24 protein-coding genes are annotated in these 22,503 nt (G+C 65.2%); 10 read left to right on the forward strand and 14 right to left on the reverse strand.

Going from position 1 to position 22,503, the window contains the following annotated elements; translation table 11 throughout:
• Nucleotides 1-11 precede the first annotated feature (11 nt).
• Complete coding sequence (locus tag ACIP9X_RS06285) at nt 12-1,139, forward strand: Mrp/NBP35 family ATP-binding protein (protein WP_400478869.1); 1,128 nt, start codon at nt 12-14, stop codon at nt 1,137-1,139.
• A gap of 71 nt (nt 1,140-1,210) precedes the next feature.
• Here the strand turns inward: ACIP9X_RS06285 and ACIP9X_RS06290 are convergent, their stop codons facing one another.
• From ACIP9X_RS06290 to sigE, 3 genes are all read right to left on the reverse strand, one after another.
• Nucleotides 1,211-1,609, reverse strand: coding sequence for a Sec-independent protein translocase TatB (locus tag ACIP9X_RS06290; RefSeq protein ID WP_400478870.1), 399 nt, complete (start codon nt 1,607-1,609; stop codon nt 1,211-1,213).
• A gap of 84 nt (nt 1,610-1,693) precedes the next feature.
• The gene (locus tag ACIP9X_RS06295; protein ID WP_400478871.1) at nt 1,694-2,833 is read right to left on the reverse strand and encodes a hypothetical protein; all 1,140 of its coding nucleotides are present in this window, start codon (nt 2,831-2,833) and stop codon (nt 1,694-1,696) included.
• Nucleotides 2,834-2,841: 8 nt separating this feature from the next.
• Nucleotides 2,842-3,459, reverse strand: coding sequence for an RNA polymerase sigma factor SigE (gene sigE, locus ACIP9X_RS06300; RefSeq protein WP_400478872.1), 618 nt, complete (start codon nt 3,457-3,459; stop codon nt 2,842-2,844).
• Nucleotides 3,460-3,723: 264 nt separating this feature from the next.
• Between sigE and ACIP9X_RS06305 the strand changes: the two genes are divergently transcribed.
• Nucleotides 3,724-4,356, forward strand: coding sequence for an O-methyltransferase (locus ACIP9X_RS06305; RefSeq protein WP_400479049.1), 633 nt, complete (start codon nt 3,724-3,726; stop codon nt 4,354-4,356).
• A gap of 76 nt (nt 4,357-4,432) precedes the next feature.
• Here the strand turns inward: ACIP9X_RS06305 and ACIP9X_RS06310 are convergent, their stop codons facing one another.
• From ACIP9X_RS06310 to ACIP9X_RS06325, 4 genes are all read right to left on the reverse strand, one after another.
• Nucleotides 4,433-4,600: a DUF3117 domain-containing protein gene (locus tag ACIP9X_RS06310; protein ID WP_009357720.1), complete on the reverse strand. Its 168-nt coding sequence runs from the start codon at nt 4,598-4,600 to the stop codon at nt 4,433-4,435.
• Between the two features lie 233 nt (nt 4,601-4,833).
• Nucleotides 4,834-6,030, reverse strand: coding sequence for a hypothetical protein (locus tag ACIP9X_RS06315; RefSeq protein WP_400479050.1), 1,197 nt, complete (start codon nt 6,028-6,030; stop codon nt 4,834-4,836).
• A 101-nt stretch (nt 6,031-6,131) separates the two neighbouring features.
• On the reverse strand, nt 6,132-6,557 hold the full coding sequence (locus ACIP9X_RS06320; protein ID WP_400478873.1) for a DivIVA domain-containing protein: 426 nt from the start codon (nt 6,555-6,557) through the stop codon (nt 6,132-6,134).
• Between the two features lie 32 nt (nt 6,558-6,589).
• Nucleotides 6,590-7,375 carry a TIGR00730 family Rossman fold protein gene (locus tag ACIP9X_RS06325; RefSeq protein ID WP_400478874.1) on the reverse strand — a complete coding sequence of 262 codons (786 nt, stop codon included), beginning with the start codon at nt 7,373-7,375 and terminating at the stop codon, nt 6,590-6,592.
• 105 nt (nt 7,376-7,480) lie between these two features.
• On the opposite strand from ACIP9X_RS06325, the gene ACIP9X_RS06330 reads away from it, so the two are divergent.
• The 4 genes from ACIP9X_RS06330 to ACIP9X_RS06345 all read left to right on the forward strand — a co-directional run bounded on the left by ACIP9X_RS06330 (nt 7,481) and on the right by ACIP9X_RS06345 (nt 10,761).
• Nucleotides 7,481-8,236, forward strand: coding sequence for an amino acid ABC transporter ATP-binding protein (locus ACIP9X_RS06330; protein WP_400478875.1), 756 nt, complete (start codon nt 7,481-7,483; stop codon nt 8,234-8,236).
• A gap of 54 nt (nt 8,237-8,290) precedes the next feature.
• Nucleotides 8,291-9,175, forward strand: coding sequence for a glutamate ABC transporter substrate-binding protein (locus tag ACIP9X_RS06335; RefSeq protein ID WP_400478876.1), 885 nt, complete (start codon nt 8,291-8,293; stop codon nt 9,173-9,175).
• Between the two features lie 99 nt (nt 9,176-9,274).
• On the forward strand, nt 9,275-9,925 hold the full coding sequence (locus ACIP9X_RS06340) for an amino acid ABC transporter permease (protein WP_400478877.1): 651 nt from the start codon (nt 9,275-9,277) through the stop codon (nt 9,923-9,925).
• Nucleotides 9,922-10,761: an amino acid ABC transporter permease gene (locus ACIP9X_RS06345; protein ID WP_400478878.1), complete on the forward strand. Its 840-nt coding sequence runs from the start codon at nt 9,922-9,924 to the stop codon at nt 10,759-10,761. Before ACIP9X_RS06340 ends, ACIP9X_RS06345 begins: the two co-directional genes overlap by 4 nt.
• A 95-nt stretch (nt 10,762-10,856) precedes the next feature.
• Here ACIP9X_RS06345 and dapE read toward each other — a convergent pair whose 3' ends face one another.
• On the reverse strand, nt 10,857-11,978 hold the full coding sequence (gene dapE, locus ACIP9X_RS06350; protein ID WP_400478879.1) for a succinyl-diaminopimelate desuccinylase: 1,122 nt from the start codon (nt 11,976-11,978) through the stop codon (nt 10,857-10,859).
• A gap of 164 nt (nt 11,979-12,142) precedes the next feature.
• Between dapE and dapD the strand changes: the two genes are divergently transcribed.
• Together dapD and ACIP9X_RS06360 are read left to right on the forward strand one after the other, a co-directional pair.
• The gene (gene dapD / locus ACIP9X_RS06355) at nt 12,143-13,171 is read left to right on the forward strand and encodes a 2,3,4,5-tetrahydropyridine-2,6-dicarboxylate N-succinyltransferase (protein ID WP_400478880.1); all 1,029 of its coding nucleotides are present in this window, start codon (nt 12,143-12,145) and stop codon (nt 13,169-13,171) included.
• Nucleotides 13,172-13,241: 70 nt separating this feature from the next.
• Nucleotides 13,242-14,093, forward strand: coding sequence for a hypothetical protein (locus tag ACIP9X_RS06360; RefSeq protein WP_400478881.1), 852 nt, complete (start codon nt 13,242-13,244; stop codon nt 14,091-14,093).
• Between the two features lie 23 nt (nt 14,094-14,116).
• Here ACIP9X_RS06360 and ACIP9X_RS06365 read toward each other — a convergent pair whose 3' ends face one another.
• The 4 genes from ACIP9X_RS06365 to fdxA form a co-directional block, all read right to left on the reverse strand.
• The gene (locus tag ACIP9X_RS06365) at nt 14,117-14,728 is read right to left on the reverse strand and encodes a hypothetical protein (protein WP_400478882.1); all 612 of its coding nucleotides are present in this window, start codon (nt 14,726-14,728) and stop codon (nt 14,117-14,119) included.
• 303 nt (nt 14,729-15,031) lie between these two features.
• Entirely contained in the window at nt 15,032-16,333 is a 1,302-nt protein-coding gene (locus ACIP9X_RS06370; RefSeq protein ID WP_400478883.1) for a citrate synthase, read from the reverse strand.
• Nucleotides 16,334-16,563: 230 nt separating this feature from the next.
• Nucleotides 16,564-17,706: a succinyldiaminopimelate transaminase gene (dapC, locus tag ACIP9X_RS06375; RefSeq protein WP_400478884.1), complete on the reverse strand. Its 1,143-nt coding sequence runs from the start codon at nt 17,704-17,706 to the stop codon at nt 16,564-16,566.
• A gap of 9 nt (nt 17,707-17,715) precedes the next feature.
• Nucleotides 17,716-18,042, reverse strand: coding sequence for a ferredoxin (gene fdxA / locus ACIP9X_RS06380; RefSeq protein ID WP_400478885.1), 327 nt, complete (start codon nt 18,040-18,042; stop codon nt 17,716-17,718).
• Between the two features lie 185 nt (nt 18,043-18,227).
• On the opposite strand from fdxA, the gene ACIP9X_RS06385 reads away from it, so the two are divergent.
• A complete protein-coding gene (locus tag ACIP9X_RS06385; RefSeq protein WP_400478886.1) occupies nt 18,228-18,467 on the forward strand; it encodes a hypothetical protein in 240 nt (79 codons plus the stop codon).
• On the opposite strand, the gene ACIP9X_RS06390 is transcribed toward ACIP9X_RS06385, so the two are convergent.
• The gene (locus ACIP9X_RS06390; RefSeq protein WP_400478887.1) at nt 18,464-19,744 is read right to left on the reverse strand and encodes an MFS transporter; all 1,281 of its coding nucleotides are present in this window, start codon (nt 19,742-19,744) and stop codon (nt 18,464-18,466) included. The genes ACIP9X_RS06385 and ACIP9X_RS06390 overlap by 4 nt on opposite strands.
• A gap of 62 nt (nt 19,745-19,806) precedes the next feature.
• Here ACIP9X_RS06390 and ACIP9X_RS06395 point away from each other — a divergent pair, with 62 nt between their 5' ends.
• Complete coding sequence (locus ACIP9X_RS06395; RefSeq protein WP_400478888.1) at nt 19,807-20,316, forward strand: helix-turn-helix domain-containing protein; 510 nt, start codon at nt 19,807-19,809, stop codon at nt 20,314-20,316.
• A gap of 170 nt (nt 20,317-20,486) precedes the next feature.
• Here the strand turns inward: ACIP9X_RS06395 and typA are convergent, their stop codons facing one another.
• The gene (gene typA, locus ACIP9X_RS06400) at nt 20,487-22,415 is read right to left on the reverse strand and encodes a translational GTPase TypA (RefSeq protein ID WP_400478889.1); all 1,929 of its coding nucleotides are present in this window, start codon (nt 22,413-22,415) and stop codon (nt 20,487-20,489) included.
• Between the last annotated feature and the right edge of the window lie 88 nt (nt 22,416-22,503).

Below are 22,503 nucleotides of genomic sequence, written 5' to 3' on the forward strand. Positions count from 1 at the left end.
GCACCTACAGCATGAGCACGTCCCTTGCTTCGGCCGTTAACGCTGCCCTGGCAACTGTCATTGACCCCGAGCTGCGCCGTCCCATCACGGAGCTTGGCATGGTTGACGCCGTGGAAATTTCCGACGGCGGCGCCGTGCGCCTTTCGGTGCTGCTCACCATTGCGGGCTGCCCGCTGCGGGAGACAATCACAAAGGATTCCGAAGCGGCACTGCTGGGCGTCCCTGGAGTCACCTCTGTTGAGGTCGAGCTGAAGGTTATGACGCAGGCCCAGCGTGATGCCCTGAAAGAGCAGCTCAGGGGCCCCGGGGGCCAGCGTGGCATCCCGTTCAACCAGCCCGGATCCCTGACGAAGGTCTTCGCGGTTGCCAGCGGCAAGGGCGGCGTGGGCAAGTCTTCGGTGACTGTGAACCTCGCCTGCTCGCTGGCTGCGCAGGGCCTGAGGGTAGGAATCGTGGATGCGGACGTATACGGGTTTTCCGTGCCGGGCCTCATGGGCATCACCCAGGCCCCCACCCGAGTGGACGACATGATCCTTCCGCCGGTGGCTTTCGGCGTGAAAGTCATCTCCATCGGCATGTTCGTTGCGGGCAACCAGCCCGTCGCGTGGCGGGGCCCGATGCTGCACCGCGCGCTGGAACAGTTCCTCACCGACGTTTACTTCGGTGATCTTGACGCCCTCTTCCTGGACCTGCCTCCCGGCACCGGGGACATCGCGATCTCGGTGGCGCAGCTGCTGCCCAAAGCTGAGATCCTGGTGGTCACCACCCCGCAGGCGGCAGCTGCGGACGTCGCTGAACGCGCAGGCGCGATCGCGACCCAGACCGGGCAGACCGTGGCCGGCGTCATCGAGAATATGTCGCATCTTGAAATGCCTGACGGCAGCCGCATGGAGCTGTTCGGGAGCGGGGGCGGGCAGCTGCTCACCGAGCGCCTGAGCACCGCCACCGGCACGAACGTGCCGCTGCTCGGCCAGATTCCCCTGGACATCCTGCTGCGGGAAGGCGGGGACTCCGGCGTTCCCATTGTGCTCGGCCAACCCGACACACCTGCCGCCGCCGCGCTTGCCGGCATTGCTGGGAAGCTCGCATCCAAACCGCGTGGCCTCACCGGAATGAAGCTCGACGTCCAACCCCGCTAATTGCCTGCGCACCCGCTCCTGGGGCCGCGGCGGGATCCGACCCCGCTCATTGAGCCCGTCGAAATCCCTGGCTAGGTCGCCTCGGTGTCGAAGGGTGCAGGCTCGCCGTCGGGCAGACGCTCAATGGTCCGCGTCGGCCGCTGCACAGGCGCGTCAGCAGCCCCGGCGACGGCCGCGGCAGCGACTGCAGGCCCTCCGGCGCTCACCGGCTTGGGAGCGTCTTCGAGCAAGGCTTCCCGGATGATACGGCGCGGATCGTATTGCCGGGGGTCGTACTTCCTCCAGTCGACGTCATCGATATCGATGCCGACTTCTTCCTTGATCTGTTCCCGGGCGCCGGACGCCATCCGCCGTACTTCGCGGACGAGGTTTGTCAGCTTCTGGGTGTATTCGGGCAGCCTCTGGGGGCCGATCACCAGAATGCCGATGAGCAGCAGAAGGAGAAACTCCGGGCCGTTGATTCCAAACACTTTACGAAGATTACCCTCTCGGGCGAGACGCTGACGATTTAGCCGCCGTAAGGGCAACGGGAGCAGAGCTCAAACAGTACCGCGTCACCGGTCGGAGTGCCCGGTCATGTAGTCCAGCTGGAGGGCCATTTTACGGAGTCCGCGCTGCAGCCGCTCCGTCACCTCTTCGCTACCCGCGCTGCCGGCGGAAGGCCGGAAATCGGCTGCTGCCGATACTCCCGGTTCCAAGACTCCATCCTCACCGCGCACGTGGTTCCCGCCGCTCCGGCTCCAGGCACCGTCGGCCGCGGACAGCACTGCCAAGGCATCGTCCGCAACGTTCGCGGGCAGGTCGGAGACGTAAGTGAACGTGCTGCGTGCGGTCTGGTAGATGGCGCTCCACGGTGGAGACGCCTTCACCCAAAGCCGGCCATCCCCGGTGCCGGAGCCAGCCACGATGGGCTCATCCACGGCGACGAAGCCGTCCTCAGTGGCGGCGTGCCCTGTCAGGGGGTTCACGGGCGCTGTGTCCGGTGCGGTTCCCTGCAGCCCCGCGTTACCCCCCGCCGCCGTGTGCTGTTCCAGGACGGTTGCCGTGTGTGTTCCGTCTGAGAGGCGAAGTTCGACCGCGGCCTGTCCGGCGTAGGTCTTCGACGCCGCGGACACCACGTGGAAGCCCATGGAGCCAAGATCCGGGCACGCCCAGCCGCGGGAGCGCAGCGACGCCACGAGGGCATCCGTGGGGGTTCCACCGGCAGCGTCGGCGGCAGGCGCACCTCCTGTTGCCTTCAGGGGCAGGCCGGCCTGGCCTGTTTCGCCGGCCTTCGCAGAATCCCCCGACTGCAACGTGTCCCTCGACTCCCCCGAGAACGACGCCGCTGCATACTGGGGCGGATCCCCCGCGGCCATGTAGGCACCTGCGGCAACGGCGCCCGCGGTCACCATGGCGGCGCCTCCGGCAGCCAGGCCCGCCAGCTTGAAGGGAGCCGTCCGGGACGCCGGAGCGGGAGGGGCCGCAGCAAGCTCCCGCGTGCGGAGCAGGAGCCTCTCGGTCAGGTCGTCGCTCACGGCGGGGACTGCGGCGTCGCGTAGCCTCTCAAGGTACTGGCGTTGCCGGCGGAAGGCCGCAGCACAATCGGCGCACTGGTCCGCATGTTCCGGGGTGCCCGGGTGCTGCGTTCCTGCCAGAGGAAAGGAGGCTGCTGCCTTCCCAAGATCCTTCAGCATGTGGGTGAAGCGGTGCATGGCGCCGATCAGAGAATCCCGGCGATACGGGGCAGCTTAAGCCGCGGCGCGCGCGACTGCTGGGGCCGCGGATCGCGGTGGGCGAGCTTTTCACGCAGCATGGTGCGTCCGCGGTGGATCCGCGAGCGGACAGTGCCCAGCTTTACGCCCAGCGCCTCGGCCACCTCGTCGTAGGACAGGCCCTCAAGGTCGCACAGCACGACGGCGGCACGGAAGTCCGGCGGCAGCTCTTCCAGGGCGGCCTGGACGTCCAGGTCCAGGTTGTTGAACTCGAAGCTTTGTTCCGGTCCCGGTTCCCTCCCCGGCAGCCGTGATTCGGCGTCCTCGGCCAGGGCGTCGAAGCGGATGCGGGTCTTGCGCCGGGCCTGGTCCAGGAACAGGTTGGTTGTAATGCGGTGCAGCCAGCCGTCGAGGGTGCCCGGCTTGAAGTTCTCCAGTGAACGGAAAACGCGGACGAACACCTCCTGGGTGAGGTCCTCGGCGTCGTACTTGTTGCCGGTGAGACGGTAGGCGAGCCGGTACACCTTGGCCGAGTGGTTGGTCACCACTTCTTCCCAGGTGGGCATGACCCAGTCGGCTTCGGGCTCTTCAACTGCAGGGACAGGTGCCACAACTGATCCTGACATCGTCCACTCCCCTCGTGGATGTACTAACGCCTGATGTTGATTACATCATTGGTTCGGCGCCGATCACCCCTTGGATGAGCGGATATTTATCATTTCAAACTTGGCTGGGAATTTCCTGACTGCGGGGCCACCTTTAGCCGTGGGCGCAACGCTCCCCAAAGCCGCCCGGCGGGACTGCCGGACCGGCCGTCACCGTCCCGCGACACCCGCCCGGACACAGTACTCTGTATGAAACACCCTCCTGCCGCCCAGAAAGCGATACCCATGAGCGCCGATAAGTCCACGAGCTGGTCCTATGCAGAAGATCTGCCTGCTGAGGATGAGGTCCTGTTGCGCGCCCGGGAACGCTCCTTTGAGCTGGGTGTGACGCCCATCGGCCGCGGTGTGGGGGCGGTGCTCACGGTTCTGGCCGCGGCGTCCAAGGCACAGACCGCCGTCGAAATCGGCACGGGGGCCGGTGTGTCCGGCGTGTGCCTCCTCCGCGGACTCGGCCCGCAGGCGGTGCTGACCACGATCGATGTGGATGTGGAGCATCTGAGGGCCGCACGCGAGGCCTTCCAGGAAGCCGGCAGCCCCGCGAACCGCACGCGCACCATCTCCGGCCGGGCCGGCGACGTCCTGCCCCGGCTGACCGATGCAGCCTACGACCTCGTTTTTGTTGACGGGGACAAGCCCAACTTCCCGCGCTACGTGGACCAGGCCGTGCGCCTGCTCAAGTCCGGCGGCCTCCTGATCGTCAACGACGCCCTGGACAAGGACCGCGTCTCCAATCCCGCTGCCCGTGACGCGACAACGGTGGTGCTGCGGCAGGTTGGCAAGGCCGTCCGCGACGACGACCGGCTCGCTTCCGCCATGCTGCCCACCGGCGATGGCCTGCTGGTCGCTGTAAAGAAGTAAAGGGCCGCGGTCTGGAAGCCGCGGCTAAAAGTGAGGCAGGGCGCGCAGCCTTCCGGCTACAGGCCCTGCCTGCAAACTATTCGGTAACGCCTACGAGGCATTCCTTGAGGTTGGCCGCCTCAGCGGCATTGAGTTCGACGACGAGCCGCCCCCCGCCTTCGAGCGGCACACGCATAATCAGGCTGCGGCCCTCCTTGGTTACTTCCATAGGGCCGTCGCCGGTGCGTGGTTTCATAGCCGCCATGAGGAATATCCCCTCCAGTAGTCCCAGGACTGAGCAGCCCGGCCGGGCTGAGTCCGCATGGTCAAACAAGCCGCGCGGCGACTGGTTTCGGCAGCCGCCATGACTGAAGTCTTCGAAATGCTATTTGTCCTTGCTTAACCCCTATTATCCTGTAATTACCCGTCTGTAGCTAATCGATGGACAATCGCTCCGGCCGTGATTCCCGGCGGCTCAGCCCCGGGATGGACAGCCGGTCAGGGCGGGTAGTCACCGCCGCCGGGCAGCTCGGCCCACGCCCACAGCCAGACGACCCAAACGATCTGCAGCAGGATGAACATGGTCAGGACCGCTCCCCGGTAAGCCTTCGAACGGGACACTAGGACTGCGCCCAGCGCCAGGGGAAACAGCGGCAGCAGCATCCGGAATGTGCTGGTCTGCGGGTGCAGGAACACGATCAGGTAGCCCATGTAGCAGGCGCACCACAGCCTCAATTCGGTCCCAAGCTGCGCAACCGGCCGCGACAGCAGGAACAGCGCGAACACCGCGGCGAACACGAAGGGTGCGGCAAGGCCCAGCACCGGGCCGAAGAGGAGGACGCCGGTATCAAACCACGGTTTGAAGGGCACAAGGTCGTGCCCGCGCCACACCGTCTCGGTCTTGGTGTAGGCGGCGATGTCGCCGGTGGTTGCCCAGGCGATGGCGGGCCACAGGAGCGCGGAGATCCCGCTGGCCGCAGTCAGGGCCGCGAGCGCCCAGAGCTCGCGGGGGCTGTGGGTTTTTCCGTGATGGCGGCCCGGGTCGGCCCTCCGCCCGGTGCCCTGCCAGGCCTCCCACAGGCGGTACAGGAAGAGGATTCCGGCCATGGCTGCGAAGGGAACACCGGTCGGCCGGGAGAGGGCCATCAGCACCACTACCGGAATGGCCAGCAGGTAATGCCGCCGGAGTACCAGCAGCAACGCTGAGGCGAGCAGGAGGATGTTCAGGGATTCCGCATAGGGAACCTGGAGTATGGCACTGACGGGGAACGTGGCAAAGAAGGCCACCCCCCACAGCGCCGCTCCATGTTCCGTCCGGTGACGGAACAGGGAGTAGACAACGAAGGACGCAGCGAAGCCGGCAAGCATTGCGATGAGGGTCAGGGAGACTGGAGGGACAAGTCCGGTGGCGGCCGAAAGCGCCCGCCCCAGCAGTGGAAACACTGGATAGAACGCCCACGCGTTCTCCTGGACGTTCCCTGCACTGTCGACCGGAAGTTCCGTGGGGTAACCGTTGTCAATGACGTCGCCGTACCAGCGCGCGTCCCAAATATTGATGAAGTGCCAGTAATCGGGCTTGGCGGGGAACCACGGGTTCACCCCCTGGTGCAGGGCAGCAGCCATGAAGATGCAGGCGCTGACCATGCGGGCCGCCACATAGACGGCGGCAACCTGCACCCACCAAGGCCACCGCATGGCCTTCCCCCAAAGCCGTCCGGTGGCGGCGGCCAACGTTGCGGTCACAGCCGACGGCTGCGGGCGCTCATCTGTTCGTGCGGAACCGGAAGCCGGACCGGTCAAGACCGCTCCTCGGCAACATGCCGGTCCGTGGGAACCGGACTCTCCCCGTTGTCCGTACGGATCGCGGGCAGGGCATTCGCCTCGGCCGCGCCGGGGATCTCACCCCGGAGATGAGCACGCAGTCCTGCGATCTCGGCGTCCTTGGCGGCAAGCTGGTCCCGCAGATCGTCGAGCACCTGGTCCACCTGGTCCATCCGGTAGCCGCGCAGCCCAAGGGCGAAGCGCACCCGGTCAATGTCGTCCGGTTTTGCTTCCTCCGGCAGCAGGACGGGAGGGAGCGACGCCACCGGCTCTTCAAAGCCGCCGTCGGTCAACGGCGTGCTCGAAGGTTTCTTTCGGAAGATCTTGGCTCCAAGGTCGGTCCCGAAGATGGCGGTGACGCCGATCAGGACGATCGCAAGGAAGACGAGGTAGTTGCTCACATCACCCATCGTGCCAGACCCCGGCGCCGCGGCTACTCAGGCCGCTGCTCCTCGTCTGGGGATGGCTCCCGGACGTGGCCGTGGAGGACGAAGTTCACGGCCTCCTCCGGGGTGTCCACCACCTGGATCAGATCCAGGTCCTTCTCGGAAACCATCCCCTCCGCCACGAGCGTGCCCTTGATCCATTCAAGCATCGGACCCCAGAAGGCAGAGCTGAGGAGGACGATGGGGAACGAGGTCACCTTCTGCGTCTGGACCAGAACCATGGCTTCGAACAGCTCGTCGAGGGTCCCAAGGCCGCCGGGCAGGACAATGAACCCCTGCGCGTACTTGACGAACATCGTCTTCCGGGCGAAGAAATAACGGAAGTTGATGCCCAGGTCCACCCACTGGTTCAGGCCCTGCTCGAACGGCAGCTCGATCCCCAGGCCGACGGAAACGCCGTTGCCCTCCACTGCACCCCGGTTCGCGGCTTCCATGGAGCCGGGACCCCCGCCGGTGATCACGGCGACTCCGGCTTCTGCCAGTTTGCGCCCCACCTCAACGCCCATGTCGTAGAACGTGCTGCCCGGTTTGGTGCGGGCGGAACCGAAGACGCTCACCGCCTGGCCAAGGTCGGACAGGGCACCGAAGCCTTCAACGAATTCGCTTTGGATGCGCATGACCCGCCACGGGTCGGTATGGATGAAGTGGCCCGGCCCCTTGGTGTCGAGCAGCCGCTGGTCCGACATCTCCACTGCCGCCTGCTTCCGGCGGAGCTCGAGGGGCCCCTTGCGGCGGGGCTGGGCGGACTTAGACGGATCTGCATTGATGCTCATCGTCCAAGGCTAACCTGCTGACCTGCAGGTATCTCTTGAATTACGATCAGCAGGAAGTTGGAGTGATTGCGGTCATATGTGAGAGTTCTTCGATAGATTCTTCTCATGACAACTCAAGTGCCGGACAATGCGCTCGTCTCCCTGAATGCCGTGAACAAGCATTACGGCCAGCTGCATGTTCTGAAGGACATTAATCTCCAGGTCCGCAAGGGCGAGGTCGTTGTGGTCATTGGGCCCTCGGGTTCGGGCAAGTCCACGCTGTGCCGAGCCATCAACCGCCTTGAGACCATCGACAACGGCGACATCAGGATCGACGGCAAGGTCCTGCCGGAGGAAGGCAAGGAGCTCGCACGCCTCCGTGCCGACGTCGGAATGGTTTTCCAGTCCTTCAACCTCTTCGCCCACAAGACCATCCTTGAAAACGTCACCCTCGGACCCATCAAGGTCAAGGGCATGTCCAAGGGTGAGGCGGACAAGGAAGCCATGGCCCTCCTCGAGCGTGTAGGCGTGGGCCATCAGGCTCCGAAGCTTCCCGCCCAGCTCTCCGGCGGCCAGCAGCAGCGTGTTGCAATCGCCCGCGCCCTCGCCATGAAGCCGAAGGTCATGCTGTTCGATGAGCCCACCTCCGCGCTCGATCCGGAAATGATCAACGAGGTCCTGGATGTCATGATCCAGCTGGCCAAGGAGGGCATGACCATGATTGTGGTCACCCACGAAATGGGCTTCGCCCGCAAGGCCGCGGACCGCGTGGTGTTCATGGCGGACGGCCAGATCGTTGAGGACGCCACACCCGAACAATTCTTCACCAATCCCCAGAGCAGCCGGGCGAAGGATTTCCTGTCCAAGCTCCTTACTCACTGAACCTCCGGGTTCACCCTTGGCCGTCCTTGGCGGCCGCCCAATGAAAGGAATGTCATGAAGGCATTTTTGACCCGAAGGAAGTCCCTTCTGGTAGCAGCATCCGCAGCCCTGGCGCTGAGCCTGAGCGCATGTGGCGGCGGCACCGGCGGCGGTACCAACCCCAGCCCCGCCGAGAAGCCCAGCTTTGCTGCCGGCTCCACCATGGAGAAGCTCTCCTCCGCCGGCAAGGTGACCATCGGCACGAAGTTTGATCAGCCGCTGTTCGGCCAGAAGGGCCTGGACGGAAAGCCGGTTGGTTTTGACGTGGAGATCGGCAAGCTCCTCGCAGCCAAGCTCGGCATCTCCGCCGACAACATCGAATGGGTGGAAACCGTCTCCGCCAACCGCGAGCAGTTCATTAAGCAGGGCAGGGTGGACATGATCATTGCCACCTACACCATCAACGACAAGCGCAAAACAGAAGTGGACTTCGCCGGCCCGTACTACGAGGCAGGCCAGGCCCTCATGGTGAACAAGGACAACACCACCATCACCAAGCCTGAAGACGTCAAGGGCAAGAAGGTCTGCTCCGTTACCGGTTCCACTCCTGCCGGCACCATCGTGGAAAAGTACGGAGCTGTCCTCGTTCCGGCAACCACCTACTCGGCCTGCCTTGAACCGCTGCGCAACAACCAGGTCGAGGCCATCACCACGGACAACGTCATCCTGGCCGGCTTCGTGAACAAGGAACCGGACGCCTTCAAGCTCGCCTCCGAGGAGACGTTCACCAAGGAGCCTTACGGCATCGGCCTGAAGAAGGACGACACCGAATTCCGCACCTGGATCAATGACCAGCTGGAGGAATTCGCAAAGGACGGATCCTACAAGAAGGCTTGGGAGGACACCGCCGGCGCAGTCATCAAGACGGCTCCGGAACTTCCCACGATCGACCGCTACTAAGACAGGCGTGGCGGTCACCGGTAACCGGGCTATCCCCGGCTCCGGTGACCGCCGCTTTCATTTACCGCACATTCCCCACAAACGCAGCTGAAGGACCCTATGGACGTCATCATTGAAAGCCTCCCGCAGTACTGGGACGGCTTTCTCAGAACCCTGTTCCTGGCCGTCGTTTCCGGCATCATCGCCCTCGTCGTTGGCACCCTCCTGGCAGCCGCCCGGGTATCCCCGGTCGCAGCGCTGCGCGGGTTCAGCATGGCTTACGTGGAGGTGGTGCGTAACACCCCGCTGACCATCGCCTTCTTTTTCGCCGCCATCGTCCTGCCCCGGCTCGGAGTCACGTTCGAGCAGTTCGAAATCGCAGCCATCATCGCACTTAGCGCGTATACGGCCGCCTTTATCGCCGAAGCAGTCCGCTCGGGCGTTAACAGTGTTCCGGTGGGCCAGGCGGAGGCTGCCCGCAGCATCGGCATGACCTTCGGCCAGGTGCTGTCCGTGGTCATCCTGCCCCAGGCCCTGCGCACGGTGATTCCGCCTCTAATCAACATCCTGATCGCGCTGGTCAAGAATTCATCCGTAGCCGGCGCGTTCTTTGTCCTGGAGCTGTTCGGCTACGGCAGGCAGCTGGCCAACGATCATGGTGATGCCGTTATGTGGGTCCTCGTGGGCGTTGCATTCTTCTATCTCCTGATCACCGTGCCGCTGGGCTACCTCGCCCACCAGGTTGAACGAAAGGTGGCGATCGCGCGATGACCTCCGTTCTCTACGACGTCCCGGGTCCCAAAGCCCGCAGAATTTCACTCATCGGCTCGATCATCGGCGTGGTTCTCATCGCCGGCCTCCTCGCTTTTGCGCTCTACACACTGGCGCAGCAGGGAATTTTCGAGGCGCGGAGGTGGGCGATCTTCGGCCAGGCGGATGTCTGGTCCCTGATTCTTGACGGCATTGGCGCCACATTGGGAGCCGCCGCCATCGCGGCCGTGATTGCCTTCCCGTTGGGGCTGCTGCTCTGCCTGATGCGCATCTCGGACGTCGCGTGGATCCGGGTACCGACGAGGATCGTGTTGGAATTCTTCCGCGGCATGCCCGTGGTGTTGATGATGCTGTTCGTCCTGCTGGTGTTTGCCACCAGTCCGTTCATCGCCGTGGTCGCCGGGTTGGTCCTGTACAACGCCGCGATCTTCGCGGAGATCATTCGCGCGGGCATCCAGTCCCTCCCGAAGGGACAGCGCGAGGCCGGCCTGGCAATCGGCCTGACGAGCTTCCAGTCACGGCTGACGGTCGAGCTCCCGCAGGCGATCCGGCGCATGCTGCCCTCACTCGTGGCGCAGCTGGTGGTCCTCCTTAAGGACACGTCGCTGGGTTACATCGTCGCGTACGGCGAACTCCTGCGCGCGGTGCAGGTCATGGCGGACTTCCTCGGGCCGCAGTTCCTGTTCCCCGTGTTCTTCGTGGCTGCGGCGATCTACATCGCCATCAACCTGGCAGTGTCCCGCCTCGCCATCTGGATTGAGCGCCACGGCTCCAAGAAGGCAGCCGGCGGCGTGGCGAAGGCCCCCACCGCCGGGGTCACCACCGCGATCAAGTAGCGGCGCGTCCGGCAGGATCTAAAGGCGGAAGGCCCGCAACCTCGCGGTTGCGGGCCTTCCGCATGGTTACTCCCAGCAGAAACTGGTGTCTTTTATCAGGCCAGCCACTTCTGCAGCGCCCGCAGGCAGGCGCGGACGGCTTCGGCTTCCACGTGCTCGTTATCCTTGTGCGCCAGGAGCGCGTCCCCCGGCCCAAAGTTCACCGCCGGGACACCCAGGTCACTGAAACGCGCGACGTCGGTCCAGCCGTATTTGGGTTTGGGCTCGGCTCCCACTGCAGCCACGAATGAGGCGGCGGCAGGGTGGTTGAGTCCCGGCCGTGCGCCTGCGGCGCTGTCGGTGCAGACGACGTTGAAGCCGGCCAGCAGATCCCTCACGTGGGCCTCCGCCTCGGCCGGGGTCTTGTCAGGCGCGAAGCGGTAGTTGATCTCCACCACGCAGCGGTCCGGAATGACGTTGCCGGCGGTTCCGCCGTGGATCTTCACGGCGTTCAGGCTTTCCCGGTAGTCCAGGCCGTCCACATTAATGGTCTGCGGCTCGTATGAGGCGAGCCTGCCAAGAATGGGTGCTGCGGCATGGATGGCGTTGCTTCCCATCCAGGCCCGGGCCGAGTGGGCTGCCTCCCCCACCGTGGTGGCCTCGAACCTCATGGTGCCGTTGCAGCCGCCCTCCACGGTGCCGTCCGTCGGCTCGAGGAGGATCGCAAAGTCGCCTTCCAGCAGCGCCCCGTGGTTGCGCACCAGCCTTCCGAGGCCGCTCTTGACGGCTTCCACTTCCTCGTGGTCGTAAAAGACGAAGGTGACGTCCTTGGACGGCTGCGCGCCGCTGTCGAACAGTGAAGCAGCGAGCGCCAGCTGGACGGCGACGCCGCCCTTCATGTCGGTGGCGCCGCGGCCGTACAGGACCCCGTCTCCCGGCGCCCCGGAAGGCCACGTGGACGGCACCGTCCCCAGCGACCCCCCGGTGACCGGCAGCGGGACGGTGTCCAGGTGGCCGGCGAGGATAACCCGTTCACTTCGCCCCAGGGATGTGCGGGCGATGATGGAGTCGCCGTCGCGCAGCAGGTCAAGGCCGGGGAGTTGCCGGAGAGCCAGTTCGACGGCGTCTGCCAGCTCAGTTTCGTTGCCGGACACACTGTTGATGTCGATCAACGCTGCCGTGAGCAGCGCCACGTCCTGGCGGAGGTCGAGGGTTACGGGTGCGGTTTCGGCAATCACCCTCCAACTGTATCCCCCCGCCACGCCCCTCCCATCGGGGGCGCAGCACGGGCTTACGGGCGCCGCAGCACCGGCCGTTCCCGGCACAAGGAACGGCCCCAAATGCGACTCCGTTGTAGCGGACCAGTTTCGGTGCTTGCGGGCCGTCTCGATAGACTGGGGCCATGACTGAAACCGCTTCTTCCGCCGTGCCCGCTGCCCAGCCTTTGTCCGACGAATCCCGTTCGGCCTACGGATTCGGGGTGGCCACCATCGCCACCCGCCACGGCGATGCCACGGTGCTGGATGTCTGGTTCCCCGCCCCTGCCCTCGGCGTGGCAGCCGAGTCCCTCCGCGCGGTCGAGAACGCCGACGAAACCCTGACCGCAATCGCCGCGGGCGGCGCGGACGCGGACCGCGGCACCGAGCAGAAGGTGGTCTTCGTCCAGATCAACCTGGATGAAGCTCCGGCGGACACGGCCGACGCCTACCTCCGGCTGCACCTGCTCTCGCACCGCCTCGTCCAGCCGAACACCCTGAACCTCGACGGCGTCTTCGGCAAGCTGCCGAACGTCGTGTGGACCAACTTCGGCCCCTGCGCCGTGGACGGCTTCGAACTGACCCGCGCGAAGCTGCGCAGGCGCGGCGCCGTGACCGTTTACGGCGTCGACAAATTCCCCCGCATGGTGGACTACGTTGTGCCCACCGGCGTGCGCATTGCCGATGCCGACCGCGTCCGCCTGGGCGCCCACCTCGCCGAGGGCACCACGGTCATGCATGAGGGCTTCGTCAACTTCAACGCCGGCACCCTGGGCACCTCCATGGTGGAAGGCCGCATCTCCGCTGGCGTCGTGGCGGGCGACGGCACCGACGTCGGCGGCGGCGCCTCGATCATGGGCACCCTCTCGGGCGGCGGCAAGGAGAAGGTTGCGCTCGGCCAGCGCGTCCTTTTGGGAGCCAACTCCGGCGTGGGCATCAGCATCGGTGATGACTCCGTTGTGGAGGCCGGACTCTACGTCACGGCCGGCACCCGGGTCCGCGTTGTCGGACCGAAGAATGCCGACGGCGAAGACACTGCCAGGATTGTCAAGGCCGTTGAGCTCTCCGGCGTCCCGAACCTGCTTTTCCGCCGCAACTCCACCACCGGCGAAGTGGAAGTACTCCCCCGCAAGGGCGGAACGGTGGAGCTCAACGACGCCCTGCACGCCAACTGACCGTCCATGTGCGGCCGGCGCTCCTGCCGGCCGCCCACGGCTTTAAGCCCGGTTTTAGGGGAGTACCGACGTGACACAGCGACGCAAACTGCGGGCTGCGGTGGTTGGGGCGCTGTCCGTTGCGCTGCTCGGCGGCGGCATCTATACAGGGTTCACCCTCGTGCAGCGCTCTGAGAGGCTCATCGTGGAAGGGTGCACAGCCAAAGTCGGCTCGCAGCAGGCAGACCTGGCCACCGACCAGGCGGCAAACGCCGCCCTGATCGTTGCTGTTTCGGTCCGCCGGGGACTGCCGCCGCGAGCGGCCAGCATTGCTTTGGCCACGGCGATGCAGGAATCGAAGCTGCGCAACATTGACCACGGCGACCTGGCCGGACCGGACTCCCGCGGACTTTTCCAGCAGCGTCCCTCGCAGGGCTGGGGTACCACGGCGCAGGTCATGGATCCCCTCTACGCAGCCAATGCCTTTTACGACGCGCTGGTCGAGATCCCTGGCTATGCAGCCATGGACATCACCGAGGCTGCCCAACGCGTGCAGCGCTCGGCATACCCCCGGGCATACGCCCAGCACGAGACGATGGGCCGTTCCTTTGCTTCTGCCCTGAGCGGCCAGACGCCTGCTGGCTTGGACTGCACTCTCCGCTCCCCCGAACGCAATGGAGACCCGGAGGCACTGCGGGTCCAGCTGGAAGCAGCGTACGGAAGCGTCCCCTCATCTGCGGCCGGTCAGACCGTGGAAGTGGAGGCCACGGACGATCTCGCGTGGTCCGTAGCCCACTGGGCAGTGGCCAACGCCAAGGAACTTGCCGTGGTGCAGGTGGACGTGGACGGAATGAGCTGGAACCGGCAGGCCAGGAACGGCTGGCAGGATTTTCCGGCAGCCGGCGGCACGGTAACAATCACGTTGGCCGCAGAGGCCGGATAAGACAGGGGCCGGCTAAGTCCGGGTCAGACGAGGATTTCCACTACGGGCTGCAGGTAGCTGCGGAAGACTTCCGGCTGCTTCAGCAGGTCATGGCTCATGATGATCTTGTCCGGTTCCAGGAACCACGCCCGCTGCTCGTCGAGGGGCAGCTCGATGATGGTGAGGTCGAAGTCCCGTGAGTCCCTGCCCACCTCCAGCAGCCGGTCCTCCACGATGTCCTCGAGAAGGTGGGCTGATCCTCCGGCTGACCGCTCGGCCTCAAGCTCCGCGTACTCCTTGCGGCGTTCGCGGGCCCAGGTCAGGGCTGCGCCGAAGTGCGCCTGCAGGACCCGGCGGAGCGCCGGGGAGTTCGCGAAGGCGTTGAATCCGGGCGGCGACATCTCTGGAGACATCTGCGGATGCGCCTTCAGCAGCTGCTCCCACCAGGCTTCCCACTCCGTCTTCAGGGCACTGATCCCGCCCACTTCGGCCGTCAGATGCGAATGGTCGGCGTGCCTTATTTTCGGGGCAACATGGGAAAGCGCCGGAAAGCCGGCACCATCGAGCCCCGCGATGTCTCTTATATAAAGGGCAATGAGCATGGGCCCCGACGTGTCCATGGTGATCCGCCAGCCTGGACCGCCTGTGTGCTGCATCCGTATGCCTCCCTTGGCATCTCGACAATCGCCCCCTATGGATGCGGCAAGCCGCTCTCCGGCTCCAGTCTATGCCCACGGCCCGGGGAGGTTAATGGCTGGCGGCGGGGCTCCTTTCCGTGGTTCCAGACGGAAAAACAGCGACCGCCCACCTCTGTAGGTGGGCGGCCGCCGTCGTAATCCGCTGAAAGGGCCCACACCGGCGAGGGACCCGAACCGAGCGTGCGAGGTTTTGGAGCCGGTGTGGGCCCACACCGGCGAGGGTCCCGAACCGAGCGCGCGGGGCTTGGGAGCCGGTGGGGATTAGCGGGCCGGGTAGTCGCGCTCCGGCGATCCGATGTAAAGCTGGCGCGGGCGGCCAATCTTCGTTGTGGGATCGCTGATCATTTCGCGCCACTGGGCGATCCAGCCGGGAAGGCGTCCGATCGCGAACAGCACGGTGAACATCTTCTCCGGGAAGCCCATGGCCTTGTAGATCAGGCCGGTGTAGAAGTCCACGTTGGGGTAGAGCTTGCGCTGGATGAAGTAGTCATCGTTCAGGGCCTTCTCTTCAAGGCGCAGCGCGATGTCCAGCAGCTCGTCGTTGCCGCCGAGCTTGCCGAGGATCTCGTGGGCCGTTGCCTTGACGATCTTGGCGCGCGGATCGTAGTTCTTGTAGACGCGGTGTCCGAAGCCCATGAGGCGGACGCCGTCTTCCTTGTTCTTCACCTTCTCCATGTAGTCCTCCGGCTTGGTGCCGTCGGCCTGGATCTGGCGCAGCATCTTCAGGACAGCCTCGTTGGCACCGCCGTGGGCCGGGCCGAACAGGGCGTTGATTCCCGCGGAGACGGAGGCGAACAGGTTGGCGTTCGAGGAGCCCACCAGGCGCACGGTCGAGGTGGAGCAGTTCTGCTCGTGGTCGGCGTGCAGGATCAGGAGCAGGTCAAGCGCCTTGACCATAACCGGGTCCAGTTCGTACTGCTCCGCAGGCAGGCCGAAGCTCAGGCGCAGGAAGTTCTCCACCAGGTTCATGGAGTTGTCCGGGTACAGCATCGGCTGCCCGATCGACTTCTTGTGCGCGTAGGCGGCGATGACGGGGAGCTTTGCCATGAGGCGGATGGTGGAAACTTCCACCTGCTCGGCGTTGAACGGGTCCAGGGAGTCCTGGTAGAACGTGGACAGCGCCGAGACGGCGGAGGACAGCACGGGCATCGGGTGCGCATCCCGCGGGAAGCCGCCAAAGAAGCCCTTCAGCTCCTCGTGCAGGAGCGTGTGGCGCCGGATCCGCTGGTCGAAGTCCTCCAGCTCGGTGGGAGTCGGCAGGTTGCCGTAGATCAGCAGGTAGGACACTTCGAGGAAGCTGGAGTGCTGTGCGAGCTGCTCGATCGGGTAGCCACGGTAGCGCAGGATTCCTGCGTCGCCGTCAATGTAGGTGATCGCCGAGGTGGTCGCGGCGGTGTTCATGAAGCCAGGGTCAAAGGCGACGGCGCCGGTCTGCTTCAGAAGTTTGGAAACGTCGTAGCCTTCGTTTCCCTCTACAACCTTGATGCGCGGGAGTTCGAGTTCGCCGCCTGCGTGGTGCAGGGTCGCGCTGGTGGTCTCAGGTGCGCTGGTGGTCTCAGTCATGGAGTCCCCTTCATGAGGCCTCTTGGCCTCTCTAGAAAGCTTGATCCAACATCAGGTGAGCCGCGCGGGGATCCCGCACCGGCGGGACATCCAACGGCCGTGCTGCCTTCTTGTAGAAAGCCACCATTGATAGTCAGTTAAAAAGTACCGCCACTTTCCGCCTGCCACTAATCCGAAGGGCCCTGTTCGCCGCAAATATGCGCCGGTTGTGGCCGGTGTCACACCTATTGTTACGGGGCCAGCCTGGCTACCGCGGCCTCGATCCGTTCGTCCGATGCGGTCAGTGCCACGCGCACAAATCCATTCCCGGCCTCGCCGTAGAAGACCCCGGGTCCTGCAACGATGCCCCGCTCGGCGAGCCTGCCGATGGTGTCCCAGGTAGCCTCTCCGGCCGTGGACCACAGGTAAAGCCCTGCATGGGATTCATGAATGGTGAGCCCGAAGCCTTCAAGTGCGGGCACGATCCGCTCGCGGCGGCCCCGGTAAAGGTCTTTCTGCTCCTGCACGTGCGAGTCGTCCCCGAGTGCCACGCGCATTGCTTCCTGGACCGGATAGGGCATGATCATGCCGGCATGTTTGCGGCTGTTGACCAGGTTCGCCATGATCGCGGAGTCCCCGGCCACGAAAGCGGCCCGATAGCCTGCGAGGTTGGACTGCTTGCTGAGCGAGTAGACGGCGAGGAGACCCTCGTGGGAGCCCCCGGCGACGCTGGGATCCAGGATGCTGGGCACGGCTTCCCCGCCGCGCTGCAGGTCCCATTCGCCCCAGCCAAGCTCCGCGTAGCACTCGTCGGAGGCCACCACGGCCCCGACTTCCCGCGCCTGGTCCACGATCCGGCGCAGGGAGTCGACGTCCCTGACACTTCCCGTGGGGTTGCCAGGTGAATTGACCCAGACGAGCCGGACTTTCGCGCGCGTGGCTGCGTCGAGTTCATCGAGGTCATCGGCGGCAACGGCCGTGGCACCGGCAAAGGTGGCTCCGATGTCATAAGTCGGATAGGCGACAGTGGGACGGACGACGACGTCGCCCGGCTTCAGCCCTAGCAGGAACGGCAGCCAGGCCACGAGTTCCTTGGAACCGACCGTGGGCATGATGTCGCGGGGATCGAGTCCCTCAACGCCGCGGCGCCGTGCAAACCAGGTGGCGATGGCCTCGCGCAGTGCGGCAGTGCCGTGCACCGTGGGATAGCCGGGGGCGTCTGCGGCAGCGCGGAGCGCTTCCTGGATCAGCTGGGGCGTGCGGTCCACCGGCGTGCCGATGGACAAGTTGACCACGCCGTCCGGATGCTCGGCCGCTTTAGCGAGGTATGGCGCCATGGCCTCCCACGGGTATTCGGGCAGGCTCAGGCCAAAACTGCGGACAGCTGTAGTCACCTACGGGCCTCAGTGGTCCTGGTTCTGCAGCGGAAGCGCTGCAATCATCGGGTGGTCCGTGTGGGTGTTGCCGATCTTGGCGGCGCCGCCCGGTGAACCCAGCTCGTCGAAGAACTCGACGTTGGCCTTGTAGTAATCGGCCCACTCCTCCGGGGTGTCATCCTCGTAGTAGATGGCCTCAACGGGGCAGACAGGCTCGCAGGCGCCGCAGTCGACACACTCATCAGGGTGGATGTAGAGGGAGCGCTCGCCTTCGTAGATGCAATCGACGGGGCACTCCTCAATGCATGCCTTGTCCTTGACATCTACACACGGCTGCGCGATTACGTACGTCACGTCCCTTGCCTCTCCAGGTTGGTACCGGCCTAGCGCCGGATGGTACTTCCGGCCTGCATGCCGGACTCTCTGACTTCAGAGCCTATTATCTCCCAGCCCCGCTTAGCGAACGTAGCGGCGCGTCACAGTCCACCGGCGTCACGGTCCACAGGCGTCACAGTCGGGAGGCGTCATACGATAAACGCGTGAACCTGCCGCCCTCCGCACCCCGTGACTTCCTCGCCGCCGCTTCCCCGGGTACCCGTGTGGTGGTGAGGTACAGGATCGAAGGCGGGTTCACGGACGCGCTGGGAGACCTTCTGGAGTGCGGCGCGACGGAATGCACCGTGCGCACCCGCAGTGCCGACGTCGTCATCCACCTCGAGCGGGTGGTGGCCGCCAAGCAAGTGCCGCCCCCGCCGGCGCGGCGAAGTCCGCGGAGCTAGCTGCCCTCGACCTGGCTGGGCAGGGTGCGCATGCGCAGCAACGGCGAGAACACCACCGGGGCGGCTGCCAGGAAACTGCCGGCGGTTCCGATCCAGATGACGGCGATGAGGCCGAGCTGCTCGGCGAGAAGGCCGGACGCCAGGGCCGCCAGCGGCATGACTCCCCACACCACGAACCGGATCGACGCGTTCATCCTCCCCAGCAGCCGGGGCGGGCACACGCGCTGGCGCATGCTGAGCTGCATGATGTTGTAGACCAGCACCACGAACCCGAAGCAGAACTCGGAGACCAGCACCAGCACAAGGGATGCAGCGGGTTCGGCGACCATGGCAGCCAACGGCAGAGGAACCAGGAACACGGAGCTGGCCACCGCGCAGAGCGGTATCACCGTGCCCTCCCCCACCCGGGCGGCCAGCTTCGGGGCGACCACTGCCCCCAGCAGGCCGCCGGCAGCGCCCACGGCCATGACCAGCCCCATCCCCTGCGCGCCGAGGTCGAGGGTCCGCAGGACCAGCACCGGCATCATCGTGAAAATCATCATGCCGCAAAAATTCATGGCAGCCGTGCAGGCTGCGATGCGGCTGATCAGCGGATGCCGGATGACAAACCCGAGTCCTTCCTTGATCTCCGCGCGCAGCGGACGCCGGTCCGCCAGCGGCGCGGCCACCTCCCGGTCACGGGTGCGGGCGAGGAAGATCGCGGACAGGAAGTAGCCGATGGCCTCGCCGATGAAGAGCACCGGAGCCGTGACCACTGCCAGCAGCAGGCCACCGGCGGCCGGCCCGCCGATCCTGGCTATCTGGGCCGTTGCCTCCAGCTTTGAATTGGCCTGGTTCACCTGGCCGGGCGCGACAAGGACGGGAACGTAGCTCTGGTAAGAGACGTCGAAGAACACTGTGGCCGTGCCGACGATCGCCGCGATGACGTAGAGGTGCCAAATCTCAAGCAGCCCGCCCCACCACAGCAGCGGCACGGCTGCCATGGCGGCCATCCTCGTGAGGTCGGCATGGATCATGGTGGGACGCTTCAGCCACCGGTCCACCCAGGCCCCCGCCGGCAGGCCCACGATGAGAAACGCGGCGAGGCCGGCTGCGTTGAGCACGCCCACCTCGAATTCCGAGGCATGCAGCAGGGACACTGCCAGTACCGGAAACGCCAGTTGACCCAGTTGTGCGCCGAGCTGGCTCATGGCCTGCCCGGCCCAGAAGGTGGTGAAGTTGCGGTCCAGTAACAGCGACTTGGATGCTTCCCCTGCAGCGGTCCGTTCGGCTGTCACCGCATCAGTTTCCAGTAGCGATTGATATATGTCAATCAGTTATTGCTGGCTAGACTGACGCTATGACACCCGCGCCGGAAAGCGACGATGCTGACCTGGTGGCGAAGGGCCGTGCGCTCAGCTCTCCGCTCCGGCTTCGGATCCTGCGGTTGTGCCTTCACCAAGCCCGAACCAACAAGGAAATCGCCGAGCTCCTGGGCATCAATCCCGCTTCCAGCCTGCATCACGTGCGCACCCTGGTGCGGACCGGTTTCCTGCTCGCCGAAGAGCGCCGCAAAGGCCGGCGGGGCGCCGCTGAGGTGCCCTACATCGCCAGCCGCAAGTCCTGGGCCACGTCCGTGGACAACGTCGCGCCCATCCTGATCGAAACCTTCCTGCAGGAGACCCGGGACCTGCCGCCGGAGGACATCGAAGTGTGGCGCCTGGGCGTGAAGTTCAACACCGCCCGGAGGCAGGAAATGCTGGACAAGCTGCGCGCTGTGCTCGACGAATACATGGCCCTGCCGGCCGACGACGACGGCGAGGCCACCTCGCTGATGATCGCCCACCACCGGGATCCGACGGCTGACTAGTCCTGCCTGCTGGGTCTGTTGACGGTGCCATACGGCACCTGCGGGGGCTGCAAAAAAGAGCTGCCGGCCCGGCGGCGGCCAGGCCGCCTGCCGTGCCGGCAGCTCTCTTGTTCACACACTTCCGTCAGCTGCTCCCCGTCTCAGGGATTTGCAGGAATGGAAGGCGCTGGTTATGCCTTCGCGCGGGCGCGGTTGGCCTTGGCACGCTCGTTGGTGTCCAGGATGACCTTGCGGATGCGGATGGCTTCCGGGGTGACCTCAACGCACTCGTCCTCGCGGGCGAATTCGAGGGACTCTTCGAGGGTCAGGTCACGCGGCGGCGTCAGGTTCTCGAAGGTGTCGGAGGAAGCGGCACGCATGTTGGTGAGCTTCTTTTCCTTGGTGATGTTGACGTCCATGTCGTCGGCGCGGGAGTTCTCGCCCACGATCATGCCTTCGTAGACCTCGGAAGTGGGCTTGACGAAGAAGGAGCCGCGTTCCTGCAGGTTGATCATGGCGAACGGCGTCACCACGCCGGCGCGGTCGGCGACCATCGAGCCGTTGGTGCGGTATTCGATCGGTCCGGCCCAAGGCTCGTAGCCTTCGGAGATCGAGGCCGCGATGCCGGCGCCGCGGGTGTCCGTGAGGAACTTCGTGCGGAAGCCGATGAGGCCACGGGCCGGGACGATGAACTCCATCCGGCACCAGCCGGTACCGTGGTTCGCCATGTTGGTCATGCGGCCCTTGCGGGCGGCCATGAGCTGCGTGACCGCACCCAGGTACTCTTCCGGCACATCGATGGTCATGTGCTCCATCGGCTCGTGGATCTTGCCGTCAATGGTCTTGGTGACTACCTGCGGCTTGCCGACCGTGAGTTCAAAGCCTTCGCGGCGCATCTGCTCCACGAGGATGGCCAGGGCGAGCTCACCCCGGCCCTGGACCTCCCAGGCGTCGGGGCGCTCGGTGGGAAGCACCTTGATGGATACGTTACCGATCAGTTCCTTGTCCAGGCGGTCCTTCACCTGGCGCGCGGTGACCTTAGCGCCCTTCACCTTGCCGGCCAGCGGCGAGGTGTTGATACCGATGGTCATGGAGATCGCGGGATCGTCCACCGTGATCAGCGGCAGCGGCTGGGGGTTCTCGGCGTCGGTCAGGGTCTCACCGATGGTGATCTCCTCGATGCCGGCGACTGCAACAATTTCACCCGGGCCGGCGGACTCGGCGGGAACGCGGTCCAGTGCCTTGGTGGCCAGCAGTTCGGTGATCTTGACGTTCTTCAGCTCACCGTTGGCCCGTGCCCAGGCGACGGTCTGGCCCTTGCGCAGGGTGCCGTTGTAGACGCGCAGCAGGGCGAGGCGGCCAAGGAACGGGGAGGCATCCAGGTTGGTCACGTGGGCCTGCAGCACGCCGTCCGGGTTGTAGGTCGGAGCCGGAATGTGCTCAATGATGGTCTTGAACAGGGGCTCGAGGTCCTCGTTCTCCGGGGCGGCGCCGTCGGCCGGCTGCTCGAGCGAAGCCCGGCCAACCTTGGCGGCTGCGTAGACGACGGGAACGTTGAGGATCTCATCCAGGTCCAGGTCGGGCACTTCGTCTGCGAGGTCGGAGGCCAGGCCGAGCAGGAGGTCCATCGATTCGTGGACAACCTCGTCGATGCGGGCGTCAGGACGGTCGGTCTTGTTCACCAGCAAGATGACGGGCAGGTGTGCGGCCAGCGCCTTGCGCAGCACGAACCGCGTCTGGGGCAGCGGGCCCTCGGAAGCGTCAACCAGGAGCACCACGCCGTCAACCATGGACAGGCCGCGCTCCACCTCGCCGCCGAAGTCGGCGTGGCCGGGGGTGTCGATCACGTTGATGGTGATGGTCTCGCCATTCGACGACGGGCCGTTGTAGGCAACGGTGGTGTTCTTGGCGAGGATGGTGATGCCCTTTTCACGCTCAAGGTCGCCCGAGTCCATGACCCGGTCCTCGAGGTGGTTATGAGCGGCAAATGAGTTGGTCTGCTTGAGCATGGCGTCCACAAGCGTGGTCTTGCCGTGGTCAACGTGGGCCACAATCGCGACGTTGCGCAGATCACTGCGCGATGCAGTGGCTACCGCGGCGTTGGTGGTGGTTTCAGACATGCGTTATTGCTCGATTCAGTGGTGAAGTCAGCTGTTGTATCGCGACATTTCCAACCGGAACGCACGACGATAAGACCCTTTAGCACAG

The sequence above is a fragment of the Arthrobacter sp. NPDC093125 genome (assembly GCF_044754225.1).
GTDB lineage: Bacteria > Actinomycetota > Actinomycetes > Actinomycetales > Micrococcaceae > Arthrobacter.

What these genes read in the sequence shown, in the direction of transcription:
- ACIP9X_RS06285 (WP_400478869.1), top strand. Translation starts at nt 12, where the DNA reads ATGAGCACGTCCCTTGCTTCGGCCGTTAACGCTGCCCTGGCAACTGTC.
- ACIP9X_RS06295 (WP_400478871.1), bottom strand. Translation starts at nt 2,833, where the DNA reads ATGCACCGCTTCACCCACATGCTGAAGGATCTTGGGAAGGCAGCAGCC.
- sigE (WP_400478872.1), bottom strand. Translation starts at nt 3,459, where the DNA reads ATGTCAGGATCAGTTGTGGCACCTGTCCCTGCAGTTGAAGAGCCCGAA.
- ACIP9X_RS06305 (WP_400479049.1), top strand. Translation starts at nt 3,724, where the DNA reads ATGAGCGCCGATAAGTCCACGAGCTGGTCCTATGCAGAAGATCTGCCT.
- ACIP9X_RS06310 (WP_009357720.1), bottom strand. Translation starts at nt 4,600, where the DNA reads ATGGCGGCTATGAAACCACGCACCGGCGACGGCCCTATGGAAGTAACC.
- ACIP9X_RS06315 (WP_400479050.1), bottom strand. Translation starts at nt 6,030, where the DNA reads ATGCGGTGGCCTTGGTGGGTGCAGGTTGCCGCCGTCTATGTGGCGGCC.
- ACIP9X_RS06325 (WP_400478874.1), bottom strand. Translation starts at nt 7,375, where the DNA reads ATGAGCATCAATGCAGATCCGTCTAAGTCCGCCCAGCCCCGCCGCAAG.
- ACIP9X_RS06330 (WP_400478875.1), top strand. Translation starts at nt 7,481, where the DNA reads ATGACAACTCAAGTGCCGGACAATGCGCTCGTCTCCCTGAATGCCGTG.
- ACIP9X_RS06335 (WP_400478876.1), top strand. Translation starts at nt 8,291, where the DNA reads ATGAAGGCATTTTTGACCCGAAGGAAGTCCCTTCTGGTAGCAGCATCC.
- ACIP9X_RS06340 (WP_400478877.1), top strand. Translation starts at nt 9,275, where the DNA reads ATGGACGTCATCATTGAAAGCCTCCCGCAGTACTGGGACGGCTTTCTC.
- ACIP9X_RS06345 (WP_400478878.1), top strand. Translation starts at nt 9,922, where the DNA reads ATGACCTCCGTTCTCTACGACGTCCCGGGTCCCAAAGCCCGCAGAATT.
- dapD (WP_400478880.1), top strand. Translation starts at nt 12,143, where the DNA reads ATGACTGAAACCGCTTCTTCCGCCGTGCCCGCTGCCCAGCCTTTGTCC.
- ACIP9X_RS06365 (WP_400478882.1), bottom strand. Translation starts at nt 14,728, where the DNA reads ATGCAGCACACAGGCGGTCCAGGCTGGCGGATCACCATGGACACGTCG.
- ACIP9X_RS06370 (WP_400478883.1), bottom strand. Translation starts at nt 16,333, where the DNA reads ATGACTGAGACCACCAGCGCACCTGAGACCACCAGCGCGACCCTGCAC.
- ACIP9X_RS06395 (WP_400478888.1), top strand. Translation starts at nt 19,807, where the DNA reads ATGACACCCGCGCCGGAAAGCGACGATGCTGACCTGGTGGCGAAGGGC.
- typA (WP_400478889.1), bottom strand. Translation starts at nt 22,415, where the DNA reads ATGTCTGAAACCACCACCAACGCCGCGGTAGCCACTGCATCGCGCAGT.